The 18,717-nt window shown below is 61.8% G+C and carries 17 protein-coding genes and 1 pseudogene; 8 read left to right on the top strand and 10 right to left on the bottom strand.

Annotated elements, in window-relative coordinates; translation table 11 throughout:
• Nucleotides 1–72: 72 nt before the first annotated feature.
• The 3 genes from purU to glyA all read right to left on the bottom strand — a co-directional run bounded on the left by purU (nucleotide 73) and on the right by glyA (nucleotide 3,255).
• Nucleotides 73–969: a formyltetrahydrofolate deformylase gene (gene purU / locus ATY75_RS08305; RefSeq protein WP_088937163.1), complete on the bottom strand. Its 897-nt coding sequence runs from the start codon at nucleotides 967–969 to the stop codon at nucleotides 73–75.
• 22 nt (nucleotides 970–991) lie between these two features.
• The gene (gene folD / locus ATY75_RS08300; RefSeq protein ID WP_088937162.1) at nucleotides 992–1,888 is read right to left on the bottom strand and encodes a bifunctional methylenetetrahydrofolate dehydrogenase/methenyltetrahydrofolate cyclohydrolase FolD; all 897 of its coding nucleotides are present in this window, start codon (nucleotides 1,886–1,888) and stop codon (nucleotides 992–994) included.
• A gap of 89 nt (nucleotides 1,889–1,977) precedes the next feature.
• The gene (gene glyA, locus ATY75_RS08295; RefSeq protein WP_071086610.1) at nucleotides 1,978–3,255 is read right to left on the bottom strand and encodes a serine hydroxymethyltransferase; all 1,278 of its coding nucleotides are present in this window, start codon (nucleotides 3,253–3,255) and stop codon (nucleotides 1,978–1,980) included.
• Nucleotides 3,256–3,381: 126 nt separating this feature from the next.
• Here glyA and ATY75_RS08290 point away from each other — a divergent pair, with 126 nt between their 5' ends.
• The 6 genes from ATY75_RS08290 (at nucleotide 3,382) to ATY75_RS08265 (ending at nucleotide 10,153) form a co-directional block, all read left to right on the top strand.
• Nucleotides 3,382–4,278, top strand: coding sequence for a LysR family transcriptional regulator (locus ATY75_RS08290; RefSeq protein WP_088937161.1), 897 nt, complete (start codon nucleotides 3,382–3,384; stop codon nucleotides 4,276–4,278).
• A 306-nt stretch (nucleotides 4,279–4,584) separates the two neighbouring features.
• Nucleotides 4,585–5,616, top strand: coding sequence for a transporter substrate-binding domain-containing protein (locus ATY75_RS08285; protein WP_064821961.1), 1,032 nt, complete (start codon nucleotides 4,585–4,587; stop codon nucleotides 5,614–5,616).
• A gap of 57 nt (nucleotides 5,617–5,673) precedes the next feature.
• On the top strand, nucleotides 5,674–6,888 hold the full coding sequence (locus ATY75_RS08280; RefSeq protein ID WP_088937160.1) for an ABC transporter permease subunit: 1,215 nt from the start codon (nucleotides 5,674–5,676) through the stop codon (nucleotides 6,886–6,888).
• Nucleotides 6,885–8,012, top strand: coding sequence for an amino acid ABC transporter permease (locus tag ATY75_RS08275; RefSeq protein WP_088937159.1), 1,128 nt, complete (start codon nucleotides 6,885–6,887; stop codon nucleotides 8,010–8,012). Before ATY75_RS08280 ends, ATY75_RS08275 begins: the two co-directional genes overlap by 4 nt.
• A 25-nt stretch (nucleotides 8,013–8,037) precedes the next feature.
• Entirely contained in the window at nucleotides 8,038–8,796 is a 759-nt protein-coding gene (locus tag ATY75_RS08270; RefSeq protein WP_049735604.1) for an amino acid ABC transporter ATP-binding protein, read from the top strand.
• Nucleotides 8,797–8,830: 34 nt separating this feature from the next.
• Entirely contained in the window at nucleotides 8,831–10,153 is a 1,323-nt protein-coding gene (locus tag ATY75_RS08265) for a D-serine ammonia-lyase (RefSeq protein ID WP_088937158.1), read from the top strand.
• Between the two features lie 125 nt (nucleotides 10,154–10,278).
• Here ATY75_RS08265 and ATY75_RS08260 read toward each other — a convergent pair whose 3' ends face one another.
• The 4 genes from ATY75_RS08260 to dusB all read right to left on the bottom strand — a co-directional run bounded on the left by ATY75_RS08260 (nucleotide 10,279) and on the right by dusB (nucleotide 15,437).
• Nucleotides 10,279–11,268, bottom strand: a complete 990-nt coding sequence (locus ATY75_RS08260; RefSeq protein ID WP_088937157.1) for an aldo/keto reductase — start codon at nucleotides 11,266–11,268, stop codon at nucleotides 10,279–10,281.
• A gap of 553 nt (nucleotides 11,269–11,821) precedes the next feature.
• Nucleotides 11,822–13,273: a nitrogen regulation protein NR(I) gene (gene ntrC, locus ATY75_RS08250; protein ID WP_064838374.1), complete on the bottom strand. Its 1,452-nt coding sequence runs from the start codon at nucleotides 13,271–13,273 to the stop codon at nucleotides 11,822–11,824.
• Nucleotides 13,270–14,424: a nitrogen regulation protein NR(II) gene (locus tag ATY75_RS08245; RefSeq protein WP_064838373.1), complete on the bottom strand. Its 1,155-nt coding sequence runs from the start codon at nucleotides 14,422–14,424 to the stop codon at nucleotides 13,270–13,272. The genes ntrC and ATY75_RS08245 overlap by 4 nt, the downstream gene beginning before the upstream one ends.
• Entirely contained in the window at nucleotides 14,421–15,437 is a 1,017-nt protein-coding gene (dusB, locus tag ATY75_RS08240) for a tRNA dihydrouridine synthase DusB (RefSeq protein WP_190241331.1), read from the bottom strand. The genes ATY75_RS08245 and dusB overlap by 4 nt, the downstream gene beginning before the upstream one ends.
• A 145-nt stretch (nucleotides 15,438–15,582) precedes the next feature.
• Between dusB and ATY75_RS08235 the strand changes: the two genes are divergently transcribed.
• Nucleotides 15,583–16,803 carry a bifunctional 2-C-methyl-D-erythritol 4-phosphate cytidylyltransferase/2-C-methyl-D-erythritol 2,4-cyclodiphosphate synthase gene (locus tag ATY75_RS08235; protein WP_088937155.1) on the top strand — a complete coding sequence of 407 codons (1,221 nt, stop codon included), beginning with the start codon at nucleotides 15,583–15,585 and terminating at the stop codon, nucleotides 16,801–16,803.
• Nucleotides 16,800–17,300 (top strand): CinA family protein, encoded by a 501-nt coding sequence (locus tag ATY75_RS08230; RefSeq protein WP_088937154.1) that lies wholly within the window; start codon nucleotides 16,800–16,802, stop codon nucleotides 17,298–17,300. Before ATY75_RS08235 ends, ATY75_RS08230 begins: the two co-directional genes overlap by 4 nt.
• A gap of 18 nt (nucleotides 17,301–17,318) precedes the next feature.
• On the opposite strand, the gene ATY75_RS08225 is transcribed toward ATY75_RS08230, so the two are convergent.
• From ATY75_RS08225 to ATY75_RS33810, 3 genes and pseudogenes are all read right to left on the bottom strand, one after another.
• On the bottom strand, nucleotides 17,319–17,771 hold the full coding sequence (locus ATY75_RS08225) for a type II toxin-antitoxin system RatA family toxin (protein WP_088937153.1): 453 nt from the start codon (nucleotides 17,769–17,771) through the stop codon (nucleotides 17,319–17,321).
• A 9-nt stretch (nucleotides 17,772–17,780) separates the two neighbouring features.
• Nucleotides 17,781–18,359, bottom strand: a complete 579-nt coding sequence (locus ATY75_RS08220; protein ID WP_088937152.1) for an AAA family ATPase — start codon at nucleotides 18,357–18,359, stop codon at nucleotides 17,781–17,783.
• A gap of 200 nt (nucleotides 18,360–18,559) precedes the next feature.
• Nucleotides 18,560–18,717 (bottom strand): annotated as a pseudogene (locus ATY75_RS33810) (lipoyl synthase); the annotation flags it as partial.

Below are 18,717 nucleotides of genomic sequence, written 5' to 3'. Positions count from 1 at the left end.
TGTCACTAAAGAGAGTTGCCCACGAGTAACGGCAATCCCGTAGCGCAGACTTGAGGGTGGGCTAGGCAGCAATCAGCCCATACGCTCCGACGCGTAAGAGCCGGGTGACGCCGGGAAGACGACGGTCTTGTTGCCGTTGATGAACACCCGGCCATGGATGTGGGCGTGGATGGCCCGGGCGAGCACCTGGCTTTCGACGTCGCGGCCGAGGCTGACATAGTCCTCGCCGCTCTGCGCATGGGTGACGCGGACGATGTCCTGCTCGATGATCGGGCCTTCGTCGAGGTCTGCGGTGACGTAGTGCGACGTCGCGCCGATGAGCTTCACGCCCCGTTCGAATGCCTGCTTATACGGATTGGCGCCCTTGAAACTCGGCAGGAAGGAGTGGTGGATGTTGATGATCCTGCCGGACATCTTGCGGCACATGTCGTCGGACAGGACCTGCATGTAGCGGGCCAGCACGATGAGTTCAGCGCCCGACTCCTCGACGATCTGCATCTGCTTCGCCTCGGCCTCCGGCTTGTTTTCCCTAGTCACCTTGATGCAGTGGAATGGGATGTCGTGGTTCACGACGACCCGCTGGTAATCCGTGTGGTTGGAGATCACGCCGACGATGTCGATCGGCAGCGCCCCGATGCGCCAGCGGTAGAGGAGATCGTTGAGGCAGTGGCCGAAGCGGCTTACCATGAGGATCACCTTCTTCTTTTCGCTCTCATCAAAAAATTCGGCGCTTGCCTCGAACCTCTCGGCGATCGGTTCGAAACCCTGACGAAGCTGGTCAAGGGTATGTCCGTCATGCGGCTGGAAGCTGATCCGCATGAAATAGCGCCCGGTATCGGCGTCGTCGAATTGCGCGCTGTCGGAGATGTTGCAGCCGTTCTGGGAGAGATAGCCGGCGATGGCGGCCGTCACGCCGCGGATCGACGGGCATGCGACACGCAGAGCGTAGCGAGGGGCCGTGATGGTCATGTCTATCTCCTTGTTCGTCGTCTCAGGCCGCGGTGATCATCGCGTGATGGCGGCGGAATGCGGTGAGCGTGTTGGACAGCAGGCATGCGATCGTCATCGGGCCGACGCCGCCCGGCACCGGCGTGATGGCGCGCGCGTGGCCGGCTTCGCCATATGCCACGTCGCCGACGATCCGCGATTTTTCGCCGTCCTGGATCCGGTTGATGCCGACGTCGATCACGACGGCGCCGGGCTTGATCCAGTCACCCCGAACCAGGCCCGCCCGACCGGCCGCGACGACAAGAATGTCGGCCGCCCGGCAAAGTTCTGCCGCGTTCCTCGTCTGCGAGTGAACGACCGTGACGGTACAGTGGGCATTCATCAGCATCTGCGCCATCGGCTTTCCGACGATGTTGGACTTGCCGACGATGACGGCATGAAGGCCGGAGAGGCTCTCGCCGAGCGTATCCTTGATGAGCATCATGCAGCCGAGCGGGGTGCAGGGAACCAAAGCCGGGTTGCCCGTTGCAAGGCGGCCCGCATTCGACACATGGAAGCCGTCGACATCCTTATCGGGATTGATGGCCTGGATCACGGCATTCGGATCCAAATGCGCCGGCAGCGGCAACTGCACAAGAATCCCATGCACTTCTGCATCGTTGTTAAGGTGATGCACGAGGTCAAGAAGTTCACCCTGGGTGGTTTCCTGAGCAAGCCGGTATTCGAAGGACTTCATTCCGGCGGCAACCGTCTGACGGTGCTTTGAAGCCACATAAATTGCGCTTGCCGGGTCGTGCCCCACCAGAACGACGGCCAGACCGGGAACAGCTCCAGTCGTTGCCTGCAGCGTTTCGACATCGGCCTTGATGCGCTGCAGGAGCCCTGCTGCGTACTCTTTGCCATCGATGTTTGCGGCGCGTGTGAATCTGTCCATTCCCATGGGGTGCTCCATTGCATCCAAGCTCGAACCAGCAAAATGCCGCGCCCGGAGATGTGGGCGGGGCATTTCCGCTTCCTGGGTACGTTGCCTTAGTGGCCGTAGACCGGGAACTTCTCGGTCAGTTCCGCGATCTTCGCCCTGGCAGTTCCGACGATCTCGTCGGTCCTGCCCTCTGTCTCGGCGTCAATGAGATCCGCGATGACATGGCCGAGAACCCGGAATTCCTCCTCCTTCAAGCCACGTGTCGTCGCAGCGGAGGAGCCAAGGCGCATGCCGACCCACTCCGGAGGACGAGGGCTGTCGCCGGGGATCGGGTTCTTATTGGATGTGATGTTCGCTTTGGCGAGCAGCGTCTCAGCCTGTTTTCCAAGCAGTCCCTTGCTCGACAGATCGAGCAGGATGATGTGGGTATCGGTGCCGCCGGAAACGATGCGAACGCCACGATCCGCCAGCGTTTCGGCGAGGACTTTTGCGTTGGCAACGACCTGGCGGGCATAGAGCTTGAAGTCGTCGCGGAGGGCTTCACCCAGGCAGATCGCCTTGGCGGCCAGGACGTTGCTGTGCAGCGATCCCTGGACGCCGGGAAACACAGCCGCTTGCAGCTTCTTGTACCATTCCTCGTTGTTCGTGAGGATCAGGCCGCCACGCGGACCGCGCAGGGTCTTGGTCGTGGTGCAGGTCACGATGTCGGCATGCGGGAATGGCGAAGGATGGACGCCACCGGCAACGAGGCCGGCGATGTGGGCCATATCCACCAGGAAGTGGGCGCCGACCTTCTTTGCGATCTTCGACATGCGCTCGAAGTCGAGTTCGCGCGGATATGCCGAACCACCGGTGATCAGCAGCTTCGGGCGGATTTCTTCGGCGATGCGTTCCATCTCATCAAGGTCGATGACCTCGTTCTGCGGGTTGACGCTGTAATTGTTGGCGTCGAACCAGCGGCCCGACAGGTTCGCCTTCATGCCGTGCGACAGGTGTCCGCCGGCTGCAAGGTCGAGCGAAAGCACCTTTTCGCCTGGCTTCAGGAGCAGGAAGAAGACGGCCAGGTTGGCCTGGGTCCCCGAGTGCGGCTGGACGTTGGCGTAGCCGCAATTGAACAGCTGCTTGGCGCGGTCGATCGCGGCCTGCTCGGCAATGTCGACGAACTGTCCGCCACCGTGAAAACGATTGCCCGGATAGCCTTCGAGTGTCTTGTTGGTGATCTCGTGCCCCAAGGCGTCGAGAACCGCACGGCTGACGATATTCTCCGAAGCGATGAGCTCAATCTGGTTCTGCTGGCGGGCCCGCTCGGACGCGAGGGCATCGGCGACGAGTGGATCGGCCTCCTGGACGGTGGTGTTGAAATGCACCCTTGCAGCGTTGGTCATCTGAGTTCTCCAGTTCCTCGAATTCGTGAGGCGGAACCTAGATCGATCGAAACACCAGAAAAAGTTAATAATATTTGCTTATACGTTCAGACATGCTAATGATTTCGGAGCTGCGAGGAGGTCGTTATGGATGTCGGACGTCTGCGGGCACTGCGCGAACTGTCGATCCGCAAGACCATGGCGGCGGTGGCAGAAGCCTTACACGTCTCGCCGTCGGCCGTGTCGCAGCAAATTGCGCTTCTTGAAGAAGAGGTGGGCATACGGCTCGTCGAGCGACGCGGCCGGGGCGTTGTCATGACGCCCGCCGGCCAGCAGCTGGTGATGCGGGCAGAGAAGATCCTCATCGAAATCGAATCGGCGAAAGCAGACATCGCCGAATTGAAAAGCGTCGTTTCCGGCGAACTTCGGGTGGCGGCGTTTCCTTCCGTGGCGGCCGCCGTCATTCCGAAGGTCGTCTACGATCTTGCCGAACGGCACCCTCACCTCACCGTCCAGTTCGAAGAAATGGAGCCGGGCGAAAGCCTTGCCGCGCTGCGAAGCTGGCAGACGGATGTCGCGATTATCGATGACTTGAATATACCGACCGGCGCGCTCGATCCCAATATCGAGACGATCTTCCTGATGGAGGACGTCTTCAACGTCATGGTCTCCAAAGATCACAGGCTGTCGGAGCGGCCAACCGTCGGCCTGCATGAGCTTCGGGAGGACCGGTGGGCGATCGACACCGCGTCCGACACCTATACGAGGATGCTGGTGGAGGCCTGTCAGGAAGAGGGCTTCAAGCCCAACATCGTGGCGAGGTGCAAAGGCTTCGAAGTGACCATTGCGCTGATCCGGCAGAATTACGGCATCTCGATCCTGCCTGGCCTGCGCGCCAGCTACGATCTCGAAGACGTCTGGGTCTGCAGGCTCGTTCCGGAAATCCGCCGGAGAATATTTATCGCCTTCCGCAAAGAGGAAAAGCGCAGTCCGGCCCTTCAGGTATTCCTTGACCGAATGGCCGAGAAGCCGCCGCTGTCTTGACGCTGGGTGTCAGCGCAACCGCGCACCATGCCGACCACCTCAATGCGGCGTCGAGGCAACAAAACAACAGATTTACTAATGTATCACCTCAGGAGAATTAAGTAGATTTGAAGAGACCCCACTCCTACTCTCCATCTGCCAATTGATGGGACTGGGAGCGAGGATCGCACGCAGACCTTGGCCAATAGTGGGAACGACGCAGTCAGAAAGGCGATAACGCCTCCAGCGTCTTACCGGACTTTCGATCGAGCCATCGCTCATTGATTTGGCGTGACCGTCACTATGCGATCCGAAAGGGGAACTTCGATGAAACTACTCAAAATCCTGACTGCCGGCGTTTTCGCAGGCGTTGCGTTCACGGCGGCCAATGCTTCCGCCTCCGTTTTGGACACGGTCAAGCAGCGCGGTGTGCTCAACTGCGGCACTGACAACACCGCTCCCGGCTTCGGCTATCTCAATACCACGACCGGACAGATGGAAGGGCTCGACGTCGACTTCTGCAAAGCGGTTGCCGCCGGCGTTCTCGGCGACGCCTCCAAGGTCAAGTTCATCACGGTGACCGACAAGAGCCGCTTTGACGCAGTCCTTACCGGCCAGGTCGACGTCGTCTTCGCCCACACCACGATCAAACCGGCGCGCGAATCGTCGATCGCGATCGATTTCCTGCCGATCAACTTCTACGACGGTACCGGCCTCATGGTGAAAACCGATGCCGGGATCAAGGAATTCGCAGACCTCGATGGTGCAACGATCTGCACCACCCAGGGATCGGCCACCGAGACCGTTCTGGCTGCTGCCTTCAAGGCGCGTGGCTGGAAGGACTCCAAGGTCCTGACCTATGAAAACCTCGAGAAGCTTTTCTCCGCTCTCAACTCGGGTCGTTGCAATGCGATGAGCACCGACAAATCAGCCCTTGCCGCCTGGGCGGGGAATGCACCGAAGCCAGCCGACTATCTGATCCTCCCGGATACGCTGGACAAGTCCCCGTTCGGCGGCTTCGTGGCTGCCAACGACTCCAAGTGGCGCAACGCGCTGCGCTGGATCGAATACGGCCTCTTCCAGGCCGAGGAGTCCGAGATCACCCAGGCCAATCTGGCCGAAAAGCTGAAGAGCGAAGATCCCTTCGTTCAGAAGTTCCTCGGCGTCGGCGGCGGCTACGGCAAGGACTTCGGCCTCTCCGACGACTTCATTGCTCAGGCGATCAAGGCCGTCGGCAACTACGGCGAGGCCTATGATCGTAACCTCGGTCCGAAGACCAAGATGTATCTCGACCGCAAGGGCACGCCGAACGCCTTGTGGACGCAGGGTGGCGCAATCTACTCGCCGCTCTGGAACTGATGCCTTTCGGGGGTCGGAACCACAACGTTTCGCCCCCCAAGCTCTTGGAGCCTGAACATGACAATCCACGAAACGAGTGCGATCCGCGGCATGGCAGAGGGTGATAGACTGAGGTCGCGGCGCCTGCGCAATCGCATCCGGCACGAAGCGATCCAGCTCGGAATCGTCGTTCTGGTCGTCGTGCTGCTCGGCATGCTGGCATATGCGGTCAAGGCTGGCCTTGCCGAGAAGGGCATACGGTTCAGCTTCTCGTTTCTTGCCAACACCGCCGGCTTCGATATCAGCGAAGGATTAACGCTGACGTCTGGTGAAGGCTTCGTCCCCAACCTCGCCGAGTTCTCTTCGGAGATGTCGATCGCATCGGCTTTCGTCACAGGCATCTTCAACACCGCGAAAATCGCACTGCTGGCAATCATCCTCAGCACGATCCTCGGAACGATGCTCGGCGTCGGCCGTCTTTCCACGAACTGGGTGGTGCGAAACCTCTGTTTCTGGATCGTCGAGTTCGTCCGCAACACGCCGCTGCTGATACAGCTCGTCTTTTGGTATTTCGCGGTCGTCCTGCACTTTCCGCCAATGGCGTCTGCAGCAAAGCTCTACGGTGGCCTTATCGTCAGCCAGCAAGGCATATACGTCCCCACGCTGTCCTGGACCGGAGGCCCATCCACCGTTTCGCTGATCCTGGTCACCGCCACAGGAGTGTCGGCGCTCGGCGCAATATTCGACCCCGTCCGTGGAGCGCGGCGGATATGCGTCGGCGCGGCGGTCGTCTGCCTCGGGCTGCTGGTCGCGACCGGCGGGATGACCGTGAATTTCCCCGTCGCCAACAAGTTCAAGGCGAGCGGCGGAACCAGCATCAGCCCGGAGATGGCAGCCCTTCTGCTTGCCGTCGTCGTGAGCAGCGCTTCCTTCATCGCCGAAACCGTCCGCGGCGCGATCGACGCTCTTCCGAAGGCCCAATGGGAAGCCGCGGGGTCGCTGGGGCTCAGCCGCCGCGACACCGTCAACGACATCATCCTTCCTCAAGTGTTCCGCGTCGTTCTCCCCTCCTTCGGCAATCAGTATATCAGCCTGACCAAGAACACCGCGCTCGGGATCGCGGTCGGATATCCGGATCTGTTCAACATTTACGGGACGATCGCCAATCAGACCGGCCACAGCCTTGAAGGCATCATCATCGTCATGGCGTCCTACCTGATCCTCAGCTGGATCATCAGTTCATCCGTCTACTGGGTGAACCGCCGTCTTAACCCCATGGGAGTGTCGCAATGATCGCCACCTCAATAAAATGGACCCGCCACAACCTGTTTGGAAAGCCTTTCGACGTCGCCCTGTCGCTGCTGGTCATTCCGGGCGCGCTCTGGCTCGCCTATTCGATCCTTGACTGGGCGCTCACCACGGCAAGGTGGGATATCATCGTGCAGAGCCTGCGGGTGCTGATGATCGGCGTTTTTCCCGCCGATCAGGCGTGGCGCGCATGGACGGCGTCGGCGATCATCGGAGCGATCCTCGGCGCCGGTCTCGGCTGCGTGTTTTCGTTCAAGCCTCACCATGGGCTGGTTCTCGTTCTCGTCCCCTTATTGATTTTGATCGTCGATCATGGCGATCCGCAGAACGCCCTGTCCGCGGCGGGCGTCGTTGCCGCAACCTCGCTGGGATGGGTGCTGACGTCCTATGTGCCATTGTCCAGGAAGGCGATGCCGGCTGCGGCGTTTACCGGCTTCATCGTCGTCGTTGCAGTCATGGCCCCTCCGGGCGTGGGGCTCTGGGGCGGACTTCTTCTCAGCGTCCTGCTGACGCTGGTGACGTCGGTCCTGTCTCTGCCGATCGGCATCCTGCTCGCGTTCGGACGGCAGAGCCGGCTCTCAAGTCTCAGGATCATCTGCACCTGGTACATCGAGGTCATGCGCTCGGTGCCGCTCATCCTCGTCGTCTACTGGATCTGGATCCTCATGCCGGTCCTTGCCCCGCAGTGGGGATTGGCCGACGTCGCGCGCGGCATGATCGGCTTCACGATCTTCTACTCCGCCTATGTCGCCGAATATGTCCGAAGCGGGCTTCAGGCAGTTCCGCGCGCCCAGACCGAGGCGGCAAGGTCTCTCGGCATCAGCGAATTCGACATCAACCGCTCGATCGTTCTGCCACAGGCGCTTCGGGTCGTGGTGGCGCCGCTGGTCGGCAACGTGCTCGACATCTTCAATTCCGCGCCGCTCGTCTTCATCATCGGGCTGACGGATTTTCTCCGCGCGGGGCAGATGATCCTGGCGAACCCGCAATATGGCGACCGGACTTTCGAAGTCCTCTCGTTCCTGCTCGTCACCTATTTCCTGGTCGGCTCGATGATCACCTATGCCGCCAGAAAGCTCGAAGACCATATGGCAACGAGTGCCCGCTGAGCTGTTCCAACAGGGAGACATCACGATGAACGCCATCGTCGAAATGAAAAGCATGAACAAGTTCTACGGCGCCCACCATGTGCTCAAGGACATCGATCTCGCCGTCACACGCGGCGAAGTCATGGTCATCCTCGGGGCCAGCGGCTCAGGAAAGTCGACCCTCATCCGCTGCGTCAACGGCCTCGAAATGTACCAGAACGGCAGTCTCGTCGTGGACGGCTATGAAATGCCGGTCGAGGCCGACCGGAAGCTTGGCGGAGAACGCGAACTCGCGGCGATCCGCAAGGGCGTCGGCATGGTATTCCAGCAATTCGGCCTGTTCCCGCACAAAACTGTGCTGGACAATATCACCATCGCGCCGATGCGGGTTCGCAAAAAGTCGCGGGAAGAGGCCGAAGCCACCGCGATGAAGCTCCTCGACCGCGTCGGCCTCAAGGCGCATGCGCACAAATATCCGGGCCAGCTGTCCGGCGGCCAGCAGCAGCGCGTGGCCATCGCCCGCTCGCTCGCCATGGAGCCGCATCTGATGCTGTTCGACGAGCCCACCAGCGCGCTTGATCCGGAAATGGTCGGCGAAGTCCTCGACGTCATGCGGGAACTGGCCACCGAGGGCATGACGATGATGGTGGTGACCCATGAAATGGGGTTCGCAAGAGAGGTCGCCGACCGCGTCGTCTACATCGACCAGGGATCGATCATCGAGATCGGGAAGCCGGACGAGTTCTTCGACAATCCGAAAAACGACCGGGCTCGCTCTTTCCTCGCCCGCGTCCTAAGACACTGACCAACCGCAGCCTGGCTCACGAATGGAAATGTCCATGAACACGATACTGCCCAGTGATCCCGCTCGCGATGATGTTCTCGCGGGCCGATCGACCCTCTGGCTCAATCCGTCCTACCGGAAACAGGCAATCGATAGCTCGGACCTGCCGGTTTCACCGGCCGATGTGCAGAGCGCGCGCCAGAACTGGCAGCGCTTGGCGCCGCTTCTTGCCGAATGCTTTCCGGAACTGAAGGATACGGGCGGCGAAATCCGCTCCGAACTGGTGGAACTCAAGGAACTCCGCGAGGCGCTCGGCTATCGAACGAGAGAGTTCGGCAACGTCTTCATCAAGGCCGACAGCCACCTGCCGGTTGCCGGCTCGATCAAGGCACGCGGCGGCGTCTACGAGGTTTTCCTGTTTGCCGAAAGTCTCGCCCATCAGAAGGGACTGCTCGCTGACGGCGAGGATATCCGGAAGCTGGCAACCGAAGAGGCCCGCTCGTTATTTTCAAGCAATACCGTGGCGGTGGGCAGCACCGGAAATCTCGGCTTGAGCGTCGGCATCGCCGCGCGCGCGCTCGGCTTCAAGGCCACGGTTCACATGTCGTCCGACGCCAAGGCCTGGAAGGTCGAGCGCCTGCGGAAGCTCGGCGTCGATGTCATCCAGCATGAGGCGGACTACACGACAGCCGTCGAAAACGCCCGCGACATCGCCGACGCCGATCCGACGATCTATTTCGTCGACGACGAACAGTCCCGGCACCTGTTCCTCGGTTACAGCGCAGCGGCGTCGGAGCTGGCCGCGCAACTCGACGAGCGTGGGATAACGATCGACGAGGAAAATCCGCTCTTCCTCTACCTGCCCTGCGGCATCGGTGGAGCACCGGGCGGCGTCGCCTTCGGTGCCAAAGCGATCTTCGGCGACAACGTGCACGCCTTCTTCGTGGAGCCGGTTCAGTCGCCCTGCGCCCTCGTCCATATGATGTCGGGTTCGCAGGAACTGGTGTCGGTCTACGACGTCGGCCTGACCAACAAGACGGAAGCCGACGGCATGGCCGTTGCCCGCATGTCGGCCTTCGTGGCCAAGGTGATGCGCGAGATGCTCGCCGGCGTCTACACGGCCGCCGACGACGATCTGTTCAAGCTGCTTCGCATGGCGTGGATCACCCAAAGGCAGAAGCTGGAGCCTTCGGCGGCCGCCGCCCTGCTCGGCCCGGACTTCCTCTTGCGCCATAAGCAGGGCCGGCGTTTCCAAACCCTGAACGGCATCGAGGAGAAGATGTCGCGGGCGACGCACGTGCTCTGGACAACAGGCGGCTCGTTCGTCCCGGAGGAGCAGTTCCAGAACTTCCTCCATCAGGCCGAAGCCCTCACTTAGTCCCGCATGCCGAATGGTGCCACAGGCGCGGGTCGGGAGCGATCCGCGCCTGTCGACCTGATGCCGCAGCCTTCAGGTCTCTGTTTTCATGCAGGTCGTCAGCGCACAGTCTCGCGCGACAGCTTCTAGAATCGACGCGGGCCTTCCGGTTTGTTTCCGACGATCCCGTCGATCCGGTCCAGTACCTCAGGCGTCATCTTCTGCCTGTGGGACAGCGCCGCGAGATTGTCCTGCAACTGGCTGGCGCGCGAGGCGCCCAGAATGACGGTGGAGACGTTGCGATTGGCGAGGCACCACAACAAGGCGAGATGGGTGATCGACAGGCCGATCTCGTCGGCAAGCCTGGCGAGTTCGCCAACCTGTTTGAGCTGGGCGCGGCCGGCGTCGCCGGACCACTTCTCCTTCAGCCATTCGTAGCCCGGCAGGTTCATGCGGCTGTCGGCCGGCACACCGTTATTGTATTTGCCGGTCAGGACGCCGGAGGCGAGAGGCGACCAGATGGTGGTGCCGAGGCCGATGAGGTCGTAGAGCGGCAGATAATCGGATTCGACCTTCTGGCGTTCGAAGATATTGTACTGCGGCTGCTCCATGGTCGGCGGCGTGATGCGCAAGTCGCGGGCCACGGCATAGGCTTCCGTCAGTTGCTGCGCCGACCATTCCGACGTGCCCCAATAGAGCACCTTGCCCTGGGCGACGAGATCGTGCATCGCCCGGACCGTTTCCTCGACCGGCGTGTCGATATCCGGGCGGTGGCAGAAATAGAGATCGAGGTAATCGACCTGAAGCCGCTTCAGCGCGGCATGGCAGGCATCGGTCACATGCTTGCGCGACAGGCCGCGCTGCGTCGGTCTCTGGCCACCCCAGAAGACCTTGCTCGAGACGACGAAGCTGTCGCGGCTCCAGCCAAGCGATTTCAGCGCCTCGCCCATGACGATCTCGGACTTGCCGCTTTCGTATCCTTCGGCATTGTCGAAGAAGTTCACCCCGTTGTCATAAGCAAGCTTCATGAGGTCGACGGCGTCGCCTCCGTGGACCTGCTTGCCGAATGTCACCCATGAGCCGAACGAGAACTCGCTCACTTGCAGACCCGACTTTCCCAGACGACGATATTCCATCATGCAGCTCCCGAAAAATGTGCCGGCCGGTCACCGGCGTTGCGCGATCGATCGACGACCGACTCGCGTAATCTATGGCATGAACCTCGATATGCGAGGAGCGGAAAGAAAAAGGGCGCTCAACGACATCAGCCGGAGCGCCCGTAGCATGCAATCGACGACGTTTGCGGCGGAGGTCGACAGCAGCAACGGCAGATGACGAGATTCGGAACGGATTGGCAACATGCAAATGGAACAGGGACGTTATTGGCCGCCGACCGCCCCCTGTCATCCACCTGTTATCCACAGCCTATCCACAGGCGCCGGAGCTACGACCGCAGCAACTTCAATGACATTCGCCCGGGGGCCAACCGCACCTCGCAAACGCGATGTGACCGTTGAATGACACTGCGCTTTTGTTTGTCCGCCCGGATATAAACCGCGACCCGGCTCGGCTAGATTCACTTCTCTTCCCGACCGTGGCGGCGGACGCCGGGAGGAAGTGGGCGGTGGGCAACATGAGGGCCCGCCGCCCTCTTTTCATTCAGCCAGTTTTCATTCAGGCAGTTTTCATTCAGGCAGTGCGGGAGCTTCTATAGACCGAGACACCGAGTTCCCTGATTTTCTTGCGCAGGGTGTTGCGGTTGAGGCCGAGAAGATCGGCCGCCTTGATCTGGTTGCCGCGCGTTGCCGTGAGTGCCGCAAGGATCAGCGGATATTCCATTTCCGTCAGCACGCGGTCATAGAGGCCGGGCGGCGGCAGGTTGTCGCCGAAGCCGGAGAAATAGGTGCGCATATTCTCCTCGACGGCTTGCGCGATCGTCATCGAGCCGCTGCGGATCGGCCCCTTGTCGATCGGGCTGTCGGGCACGTCGGAGCGCAGTTCCGCGTCGATGATCTCGCGGGTGATGACGTCCTGCGGATAGAGCGCCATCAGCCGGCGGATGAGATTTTCCAGCTCGCGCACATTGCCCGGCCAGGCATAGGCCTTCATCAGTTCCAGCGCCTCCTGATCGAAGCGCTTGGAGCCGAGGCCTTCCTTTTCGGCCTGCTGGATGAAATGGCGCACGAGATCGGGAATATCCTCGGCGCGGTCGCGCAGCGGCGGCAGGCGCAGCGGCACGACATTGAGGCGGTAATAGAGGTCTTCGCGAAACAGGCCCTGATTGATCGCCTGCTTCAGGTCCTTGTTGGTGGCGGCGACGATGCGCACGTCGGTGCGGATCGGCGTGCGGCCGCCGACGGTGGTGTATTCGCCCTGCTGCAGCACACGCAGAAGCCGGGTCTGGGCGTCCATCGGCATGTCGCCGATTTCATCGAGAAAAAGCGTGCCGCCTTCGGCCTGCTCGAAGCGGCCGGTCGAGCGGGTCTGCGCCCCGGTGAAGGCGCCCTTCTCATGGCCGAAGAGTTCCGATTCGATCAGGTCGCGCGGGATCGCCGCCATGTTGATCGCCACGAACGGGCCGTTGCGGCGCTTGCCGTAATCATGCAGCGCCCGGGCGACAAGTTCCTTGCCGGTGCCGGATTCGCCGGTGATCATCAGCGTCAGGTCAGTCTGCATCAGACGGGCGAGCACGCGATAGATTTCCTGCATCGCCGCCGAGCGGCCGACGAGCGGCATGCCGTCCTGCATGTCCTCTTCGAGCTTGGCGGGCTTGCGCTTCGGCTCGGCGAGCGCTCGGCCGATGATGCCGATCAGCTCGGTCAGGTCGAAGGGCTTCGGCAGATAGTCGTAGGCGCCCTTCTCCGAGGCCTTGATGGCGGTCATGAAGGTGTTCTGCGCGCTCATGACGAGAACCGGCAGGTCAGGACGCGCCTTCTTGATGCGCGGCAAGAGGTCGAAGGCGTTCTCGTCGGGCATCACCACGTCGGTGACGACCAGATCGCCCTCACCCGCCGAAATCCAGCGCCAGAGGGTAGCGGCGTTGGAGGTGATGCGAACATCGTAGCCGGCGCGGCTCAAAGCCTGGTTGAGCACGGTCCGGATGGCCGCATCATCATCTGCAACGAGGATCGTGGCTGTCATCGAGAAGGTCCTGTCGAGCTTGCGGAAGAGGCGTCTTCAAGCGAGGCGTCCTTCGACGCCGGCATGAGAACGCGGAATGTCGTGCGGCTGTTCTGGCTGTCGCATTCGATGATGCCACCGTGATCGCCGATGATCTTGGCGACCAGCGCCAGGCCGAGGCCGCTGCCGTTCGTCTTGGTGGTGATAAAGGGATCGAACAGGTGCGGCAGCAGATCGGCGGGAACGCCGGGGCCATTGTCATGGACGCAGAACTCCAGCGGCAGCGAGATTTTTTCACGGGTGCCGGCAACGGAGAGACGGATGCCGGGGCGATAGGCCGTCGTCAGCAGGATCTCGCCGTCCGGCCGATCGCCGACCGCTTCGGCGGCGTTCTTCACCAGATTGAGGAAGACCTGGACGAGCTGGTCGCGATTGGCATAGACGGCCGGCAGCGACGGGTCGTAGCTCTCCGTGACGCGGATGTTGCGGGCAAAACCCGCTTTGGCGACCGCCTTCACATGATCGAGCACGGAATGGATGTTGACCGGCATGCGATCGACAGGGCGTTCGTCGGAAAAGACTTCCATGCGATCGACCAGCGAGACGATGCGGTCGGTTTCGTCACAGATCAGCCGGGTCAACGCCCGGTCGTCGTCAACTGCGGATTGTTCGAGCAGCTGGGCGGCGCCGCGGATGCCGGAGAGCGGGTTCTTGATCTCATGCGCCAGCATCGAGGCGAGACCGGTCACCGAACGGGCGGCGGCGCGATGCGTCAGCTGCCGGTCGATCTTGTCGGCCATCGAGCGTTCCTGAAAGACGATGACGACGGCGCCGGGCTCGCTGAGCACCGGGGCGACGTAGAGATCGACGAGCTTATCCTGGCCGAGGCGGGGCGAACTCAGGTCGACGCGATATTCGTTGACCGGCGCCTTGCGCTCCCGCACCTGGTCGATCAGGGCGAGCAGCGGGCTGCCGAAGGGAATGAAGGTGGAGATGCGATAACGCGCCAGATGCGGGGCGCTGGCGCCGAAGAAGGCCTCCGCCTCCCAATTGGCGAAAACGACGAAGCCGGATTCGTCGACCATCACGACGGGGTTCTGGATGGCGTTGAGCACGGCCATGGCAACGGTTCCGCCGGCGTGATCGGGCGGAGAAGTCGTATCCTTCGTCATGCCGCCTCCCGGCTGTCGACAACACCCGATGCCAATGCCTGATAAAGGCGTGCGGCCACCTCGCGCGGATCGCGGGAGGTCATGATCGCCGCCTTATCGCCGCCGGCGAGATCAGGGGCGAAACGCTCAAGATACCAGCCGAGATGCTTGCGGGCATGGCGGGTCGCCACCGCCTCGCCGTAGAAATCCAGCATCATCGTGTAATGTTCGACGGCGATATCGGCGATCTCGTGTCGCAGAGGCTCGGCCGCACCGGCAAGCACACCGGCATGCCACGGCCTGCCCTGGCAGCCCCTGCCGATCATCACGGCATCGGCGCCGGAACGGCGCAATATTTCCTGCACGTCCTCTGAAGTTTCGACATCGCCATTGGCGATCAGCGGAATGGAGATCTCTTCACGGACGGGACGGATCGCGTCCCAATCGGCACGGCCTTCATAGAACTGCATGCGCGTGCGCCCATGAATGGTCACGAGCTGAATGCCGGCCGACTCGGCGCGGCGCGCAATCTCGGGCGCATTGATCGAATTCTCGTCCCAGCCCAAGCGCATCTTCAGCGTCACGGGAATATCGACGGCCTTGACCGTGGCCTCAATGAGGCCGAGCGCGTGATCGGGATCGCGCATCAGCGCCGAGCCGGAGTAACCGCCGATCACCTTCTTTGCCGGGCAGCCCATGTTGATGTCGATGATATCGGCGCCATGATCGGCAGCGATCTTCGCCGCCTCCGCCATCCAGTGCGCCTCGCGGCCGGCAAGCTGCACCATGTGCGGCCGGAAGCCTGCGGCCTTGAGCCGCGACCAGGATTCGGCCGTGTCGTTGACCAGTTCGCGGCTCGCCACCATTTCGGTGACGACGAGGCCGGCGCCGAAGCGCCAGGCGAGCTCGCGGAAGGGCATGTCCGTGACGCCGGACATCGGCGCCAGCACGACGCGGTTCCGCACGGATACGGATCCGATTCGGAAAGGCGCTGCGAGGTCCTTGGAAATCAAATGATTATCTTTCGGGCACACTATAGAACTGCATGATTTTTAGCCATTGTTCCCCGGCTTGCCAAGGGGGCTCAGATCGAAATCGATATTTTTCGGGCAGATGCTGGAAAAGGCCAAAGCAAGACGTTAGAGCACTCGGGTCAATTCCGCATAATTTAGGGGATTTATGCTGCAAATGCCTTCTAAGCAACCGATATCGGCTGGAATTGTCATCGTCGCCGCCGGCCGCGGCGAGCGCGCAGGCTCCTCCGAGGAAGGCCCTAAGCAGTATCGCCTGATCGGCGGCAAGCCGGTTATCGCCCATACGCTTGAAAACTTCATGACGTGGGGGCCGGCGACCGAGATCGTCGTCGTTATTCATCCTGATGACGAGGCACTGTTTGCAAAGGCGTTGCGCCACATCGTCTCGGCAACCCCGATCGAAACCGTGCATGGCGGGGCGACCCGGCAGCAATCCGTGCTGGCGGGGCTGCGACATCTCAAGGACAAGCAAATCAGCCATGTGCTGATCCATGACGCGGTGCGGCCGTTCTTCGACCATGTGCTTCTCGACCGCATCGCCGAGAACCTTGGCGACGGCGCGGCCGCTGTCCTGCCGGCGACACCCGTGACCGACACGCTGAAACGCGCCGACAGCATTGGCGCCGTGTTGACGACGGTGTCGCGCGAGCACCTCTACGCCGCGCAGACGCCGCAATCCTTCGCCTTCGAAACGATCCTCGACGCGCATGAAAAGGCAGCGGCGAGCGGGCGCAGCGATTTCACCGACGATGCCTCGATCGCGGAATGGGCGGGCATTCCGGTGACGATCGTCGAGGGCACGGCCGATAACGTCAAACTGACGGTGAAGAAGGATATCACCATGGCCGACGACAAACTGTCGACGTCGCGGCTTCCCGATGTACGCACCGGCAATGGCTACGACGTGCACCAGCTCGTAGCGGGCGATGGGGTCACACTCTGTGGCGTGTTCATCGCGCACGACCAGAAGCTGAAAGGCCACTCGGATGCCGACGTGGCGCTGCATGCGCTGACCGATGCGCTGCTCGCCACCTGCGGCGCCGGCGATATCGGTGACCATTTCCCGCCCTCCGACCCGCAATGGAAGGGAGCGGCGTCACGCATCTTCATCGAGCATGCCGCGCGGATCGTGCGCGAACGCGGCGGCACGATCATGAATGCCGATGTCTCGTTGATCGCCGAGGCGCCGAAGGTCGGCCCGCATCGCGAGGCCATGCGGGCGAAACTGGCGGAGTATCTCGGCATCGAGATCGAGCGGTGCTCGGTGAAAGCGACAACCAACGAGACGATCGGCTTCGTCGGCCGGCGCGAAGGCATCGCGGCGATCGCCACGGCGACCGTCGTCTATCGCGGGGGGAAACGATGAGCCTTTTTCCGGAGGACATTCTGTCGGCGGCGCAGACAATCATCCGTGACTTCACGGCCGCGGGGCTGATGATCTCGACCGCCGAATCCTGCACCGGCGGGCTGATATCAGGCGCGCTGACCGAGATATCGGGATCGTCGGCGGTCGTCGACCGCGGCTTCGTCACCTATACCAACACGGCAAAGATCGAACTGCTTGGGGTCCAGGCGGAAACATTGCTGCGTTTCGGGGCGGTGTCCGAGGAAACGGCGCGGCAGATGGTGCATGGCGCCCTTTTCCGCTCGCGCGCCGACATCGCGGTGGCCGTCACCGGCATTGCCGGCCCCGGCGGCGGATCGGCCGAAAAGCCGGTCGGCCTCGTGCATCTCGCCGCCCAATCACGCGCCGGCGCGCTCCTCCATCGGAAAATTCTCTATGGCGATATCGGCCGCAGCGAAGTTCGGCTGGCAACGGTCCGGACGGCGCTGGAGATGGTGCGTTCGCTCCTGACGCCCTGACGGTGTTGCAGTCGCCCCTCAGGCCGTCGTGTAGATCTTGCTCGCGCGCGTCTCGAAGGCTTCGGTGAACATGCGGAAGGCGCGGTCGAACATCGAGCCCATCAGCGCGCCCAAAATGCGGCTCTTGAACTCGTAGTCGATGAAGAAATCGACGGTGCAGCCGCCGGTCGGCGTCTCGGCGAAATGCCAGCGGTTGTCGAGATATCTGAACGGGCCGTCGATATATTTGACCTCGATGATGCGCTCGGCCCGGTTCAGCAGCACCTGCGTCGTAAAGGTCTCGCGGATCGCCTTGTATCCCACAGTCATATCGGCGACGAGCAGGATCTTGCCGTCGCGCTCCTTGCGGCTCCTGATGGCAAGCGCCTCGCAGAGCGGCAGAAATTCGGGATAGCGCTCGACATCGGCGACGAGGTCGAACATCTGATCGGGCGTGTGCGGGACAGGACGATGGGTTTCGAATTGCGGCATAGGCGGCAATTAAGCGGGCCGGCCGAGAAGATCAAGAAGCTCACGCATCTGACGACGGGATTTTAGTTGGAGAATCGGCACTTCGGGGCCGTGCTCGACGATCCCGGCGGCATGATCTCGAAGTGCCGCTTCGATTAAGGGGACGGCATGACGCTCGAAGTTCCAGATATAGGAAAGCGCATCCAGCGAGAGGTTTTCACGGCAGCCGGCAGGCAGTTCGGGGCGATTTCGCCCGAAATAGCGCAATGCTCTTGAGATGGCACCGTACAGGCAGGCATATCTTGGCGGGCGAAGCCAAATGACCACCTGAGCGCGCGGCAGGCGAAGATGGAAAGAACTGAGGCCGGTTCCGTCCATGATCCAGCGCTCTTCTTCCACGGCCTTGGCGATAAGGCGATCGATCTCGTCACGCGGCCTCTTTCTCCAGCCGGGCAGCCAGTAGACGTCACGGTCCATGGAGATGTAGCGTCGTCCGAGCGCTCGCGAAAGCCGCTTTGCCAGCGTGCTCTTGCCGCTGCCGGGACAGCCGATCACCAGGATGCGGTCGGCCGCGGCCAGCATCGATTTCAAACCGGAGGTGCCTTTCATCGGCGGCAGCCCAAAGAAAAACCGCGATGAAAACCACTGCGGTCAGTTTGTTAACGAATCTCGCTCCCTACTCGGCGTCGTCCTCGGCCTTGTGCCGAGGATCTGCTGCGCATCAACCCGTCGCAGATGCTCGGGACAAGCCCGAGCATGACGAGAGCGAGGTTGAAGCAGCCTGACCTGCAGCGAAAGGTTGCGAACCCTTACTCAGCCGCCATCAGCAGCTTCTTTTCCCGCGCCGCCCTCAGCCGGGCAAAGTCGTCGCCGGCGTGGTGGGAGGAGCGGGTCAGCGGGCTGGAGGCGACCATCAGGAAGCCCTTGCTGTAGGCGACCGTCTCGTAGGACTTGAATTCCTCGGGGG

Origin of the sequence: Rhizobium sp. N122 (genome assembly GCF_002211295.1) — a bacterium.
Lineage (GTDB): Bacteria > Pseudomonadota > Alphaproteobacteria > Rhizobiales > Rhizobiaceae > Rhizobium.
This window is presented reverse-complemented; position numbering and strand designations above follow the sequence as displayed.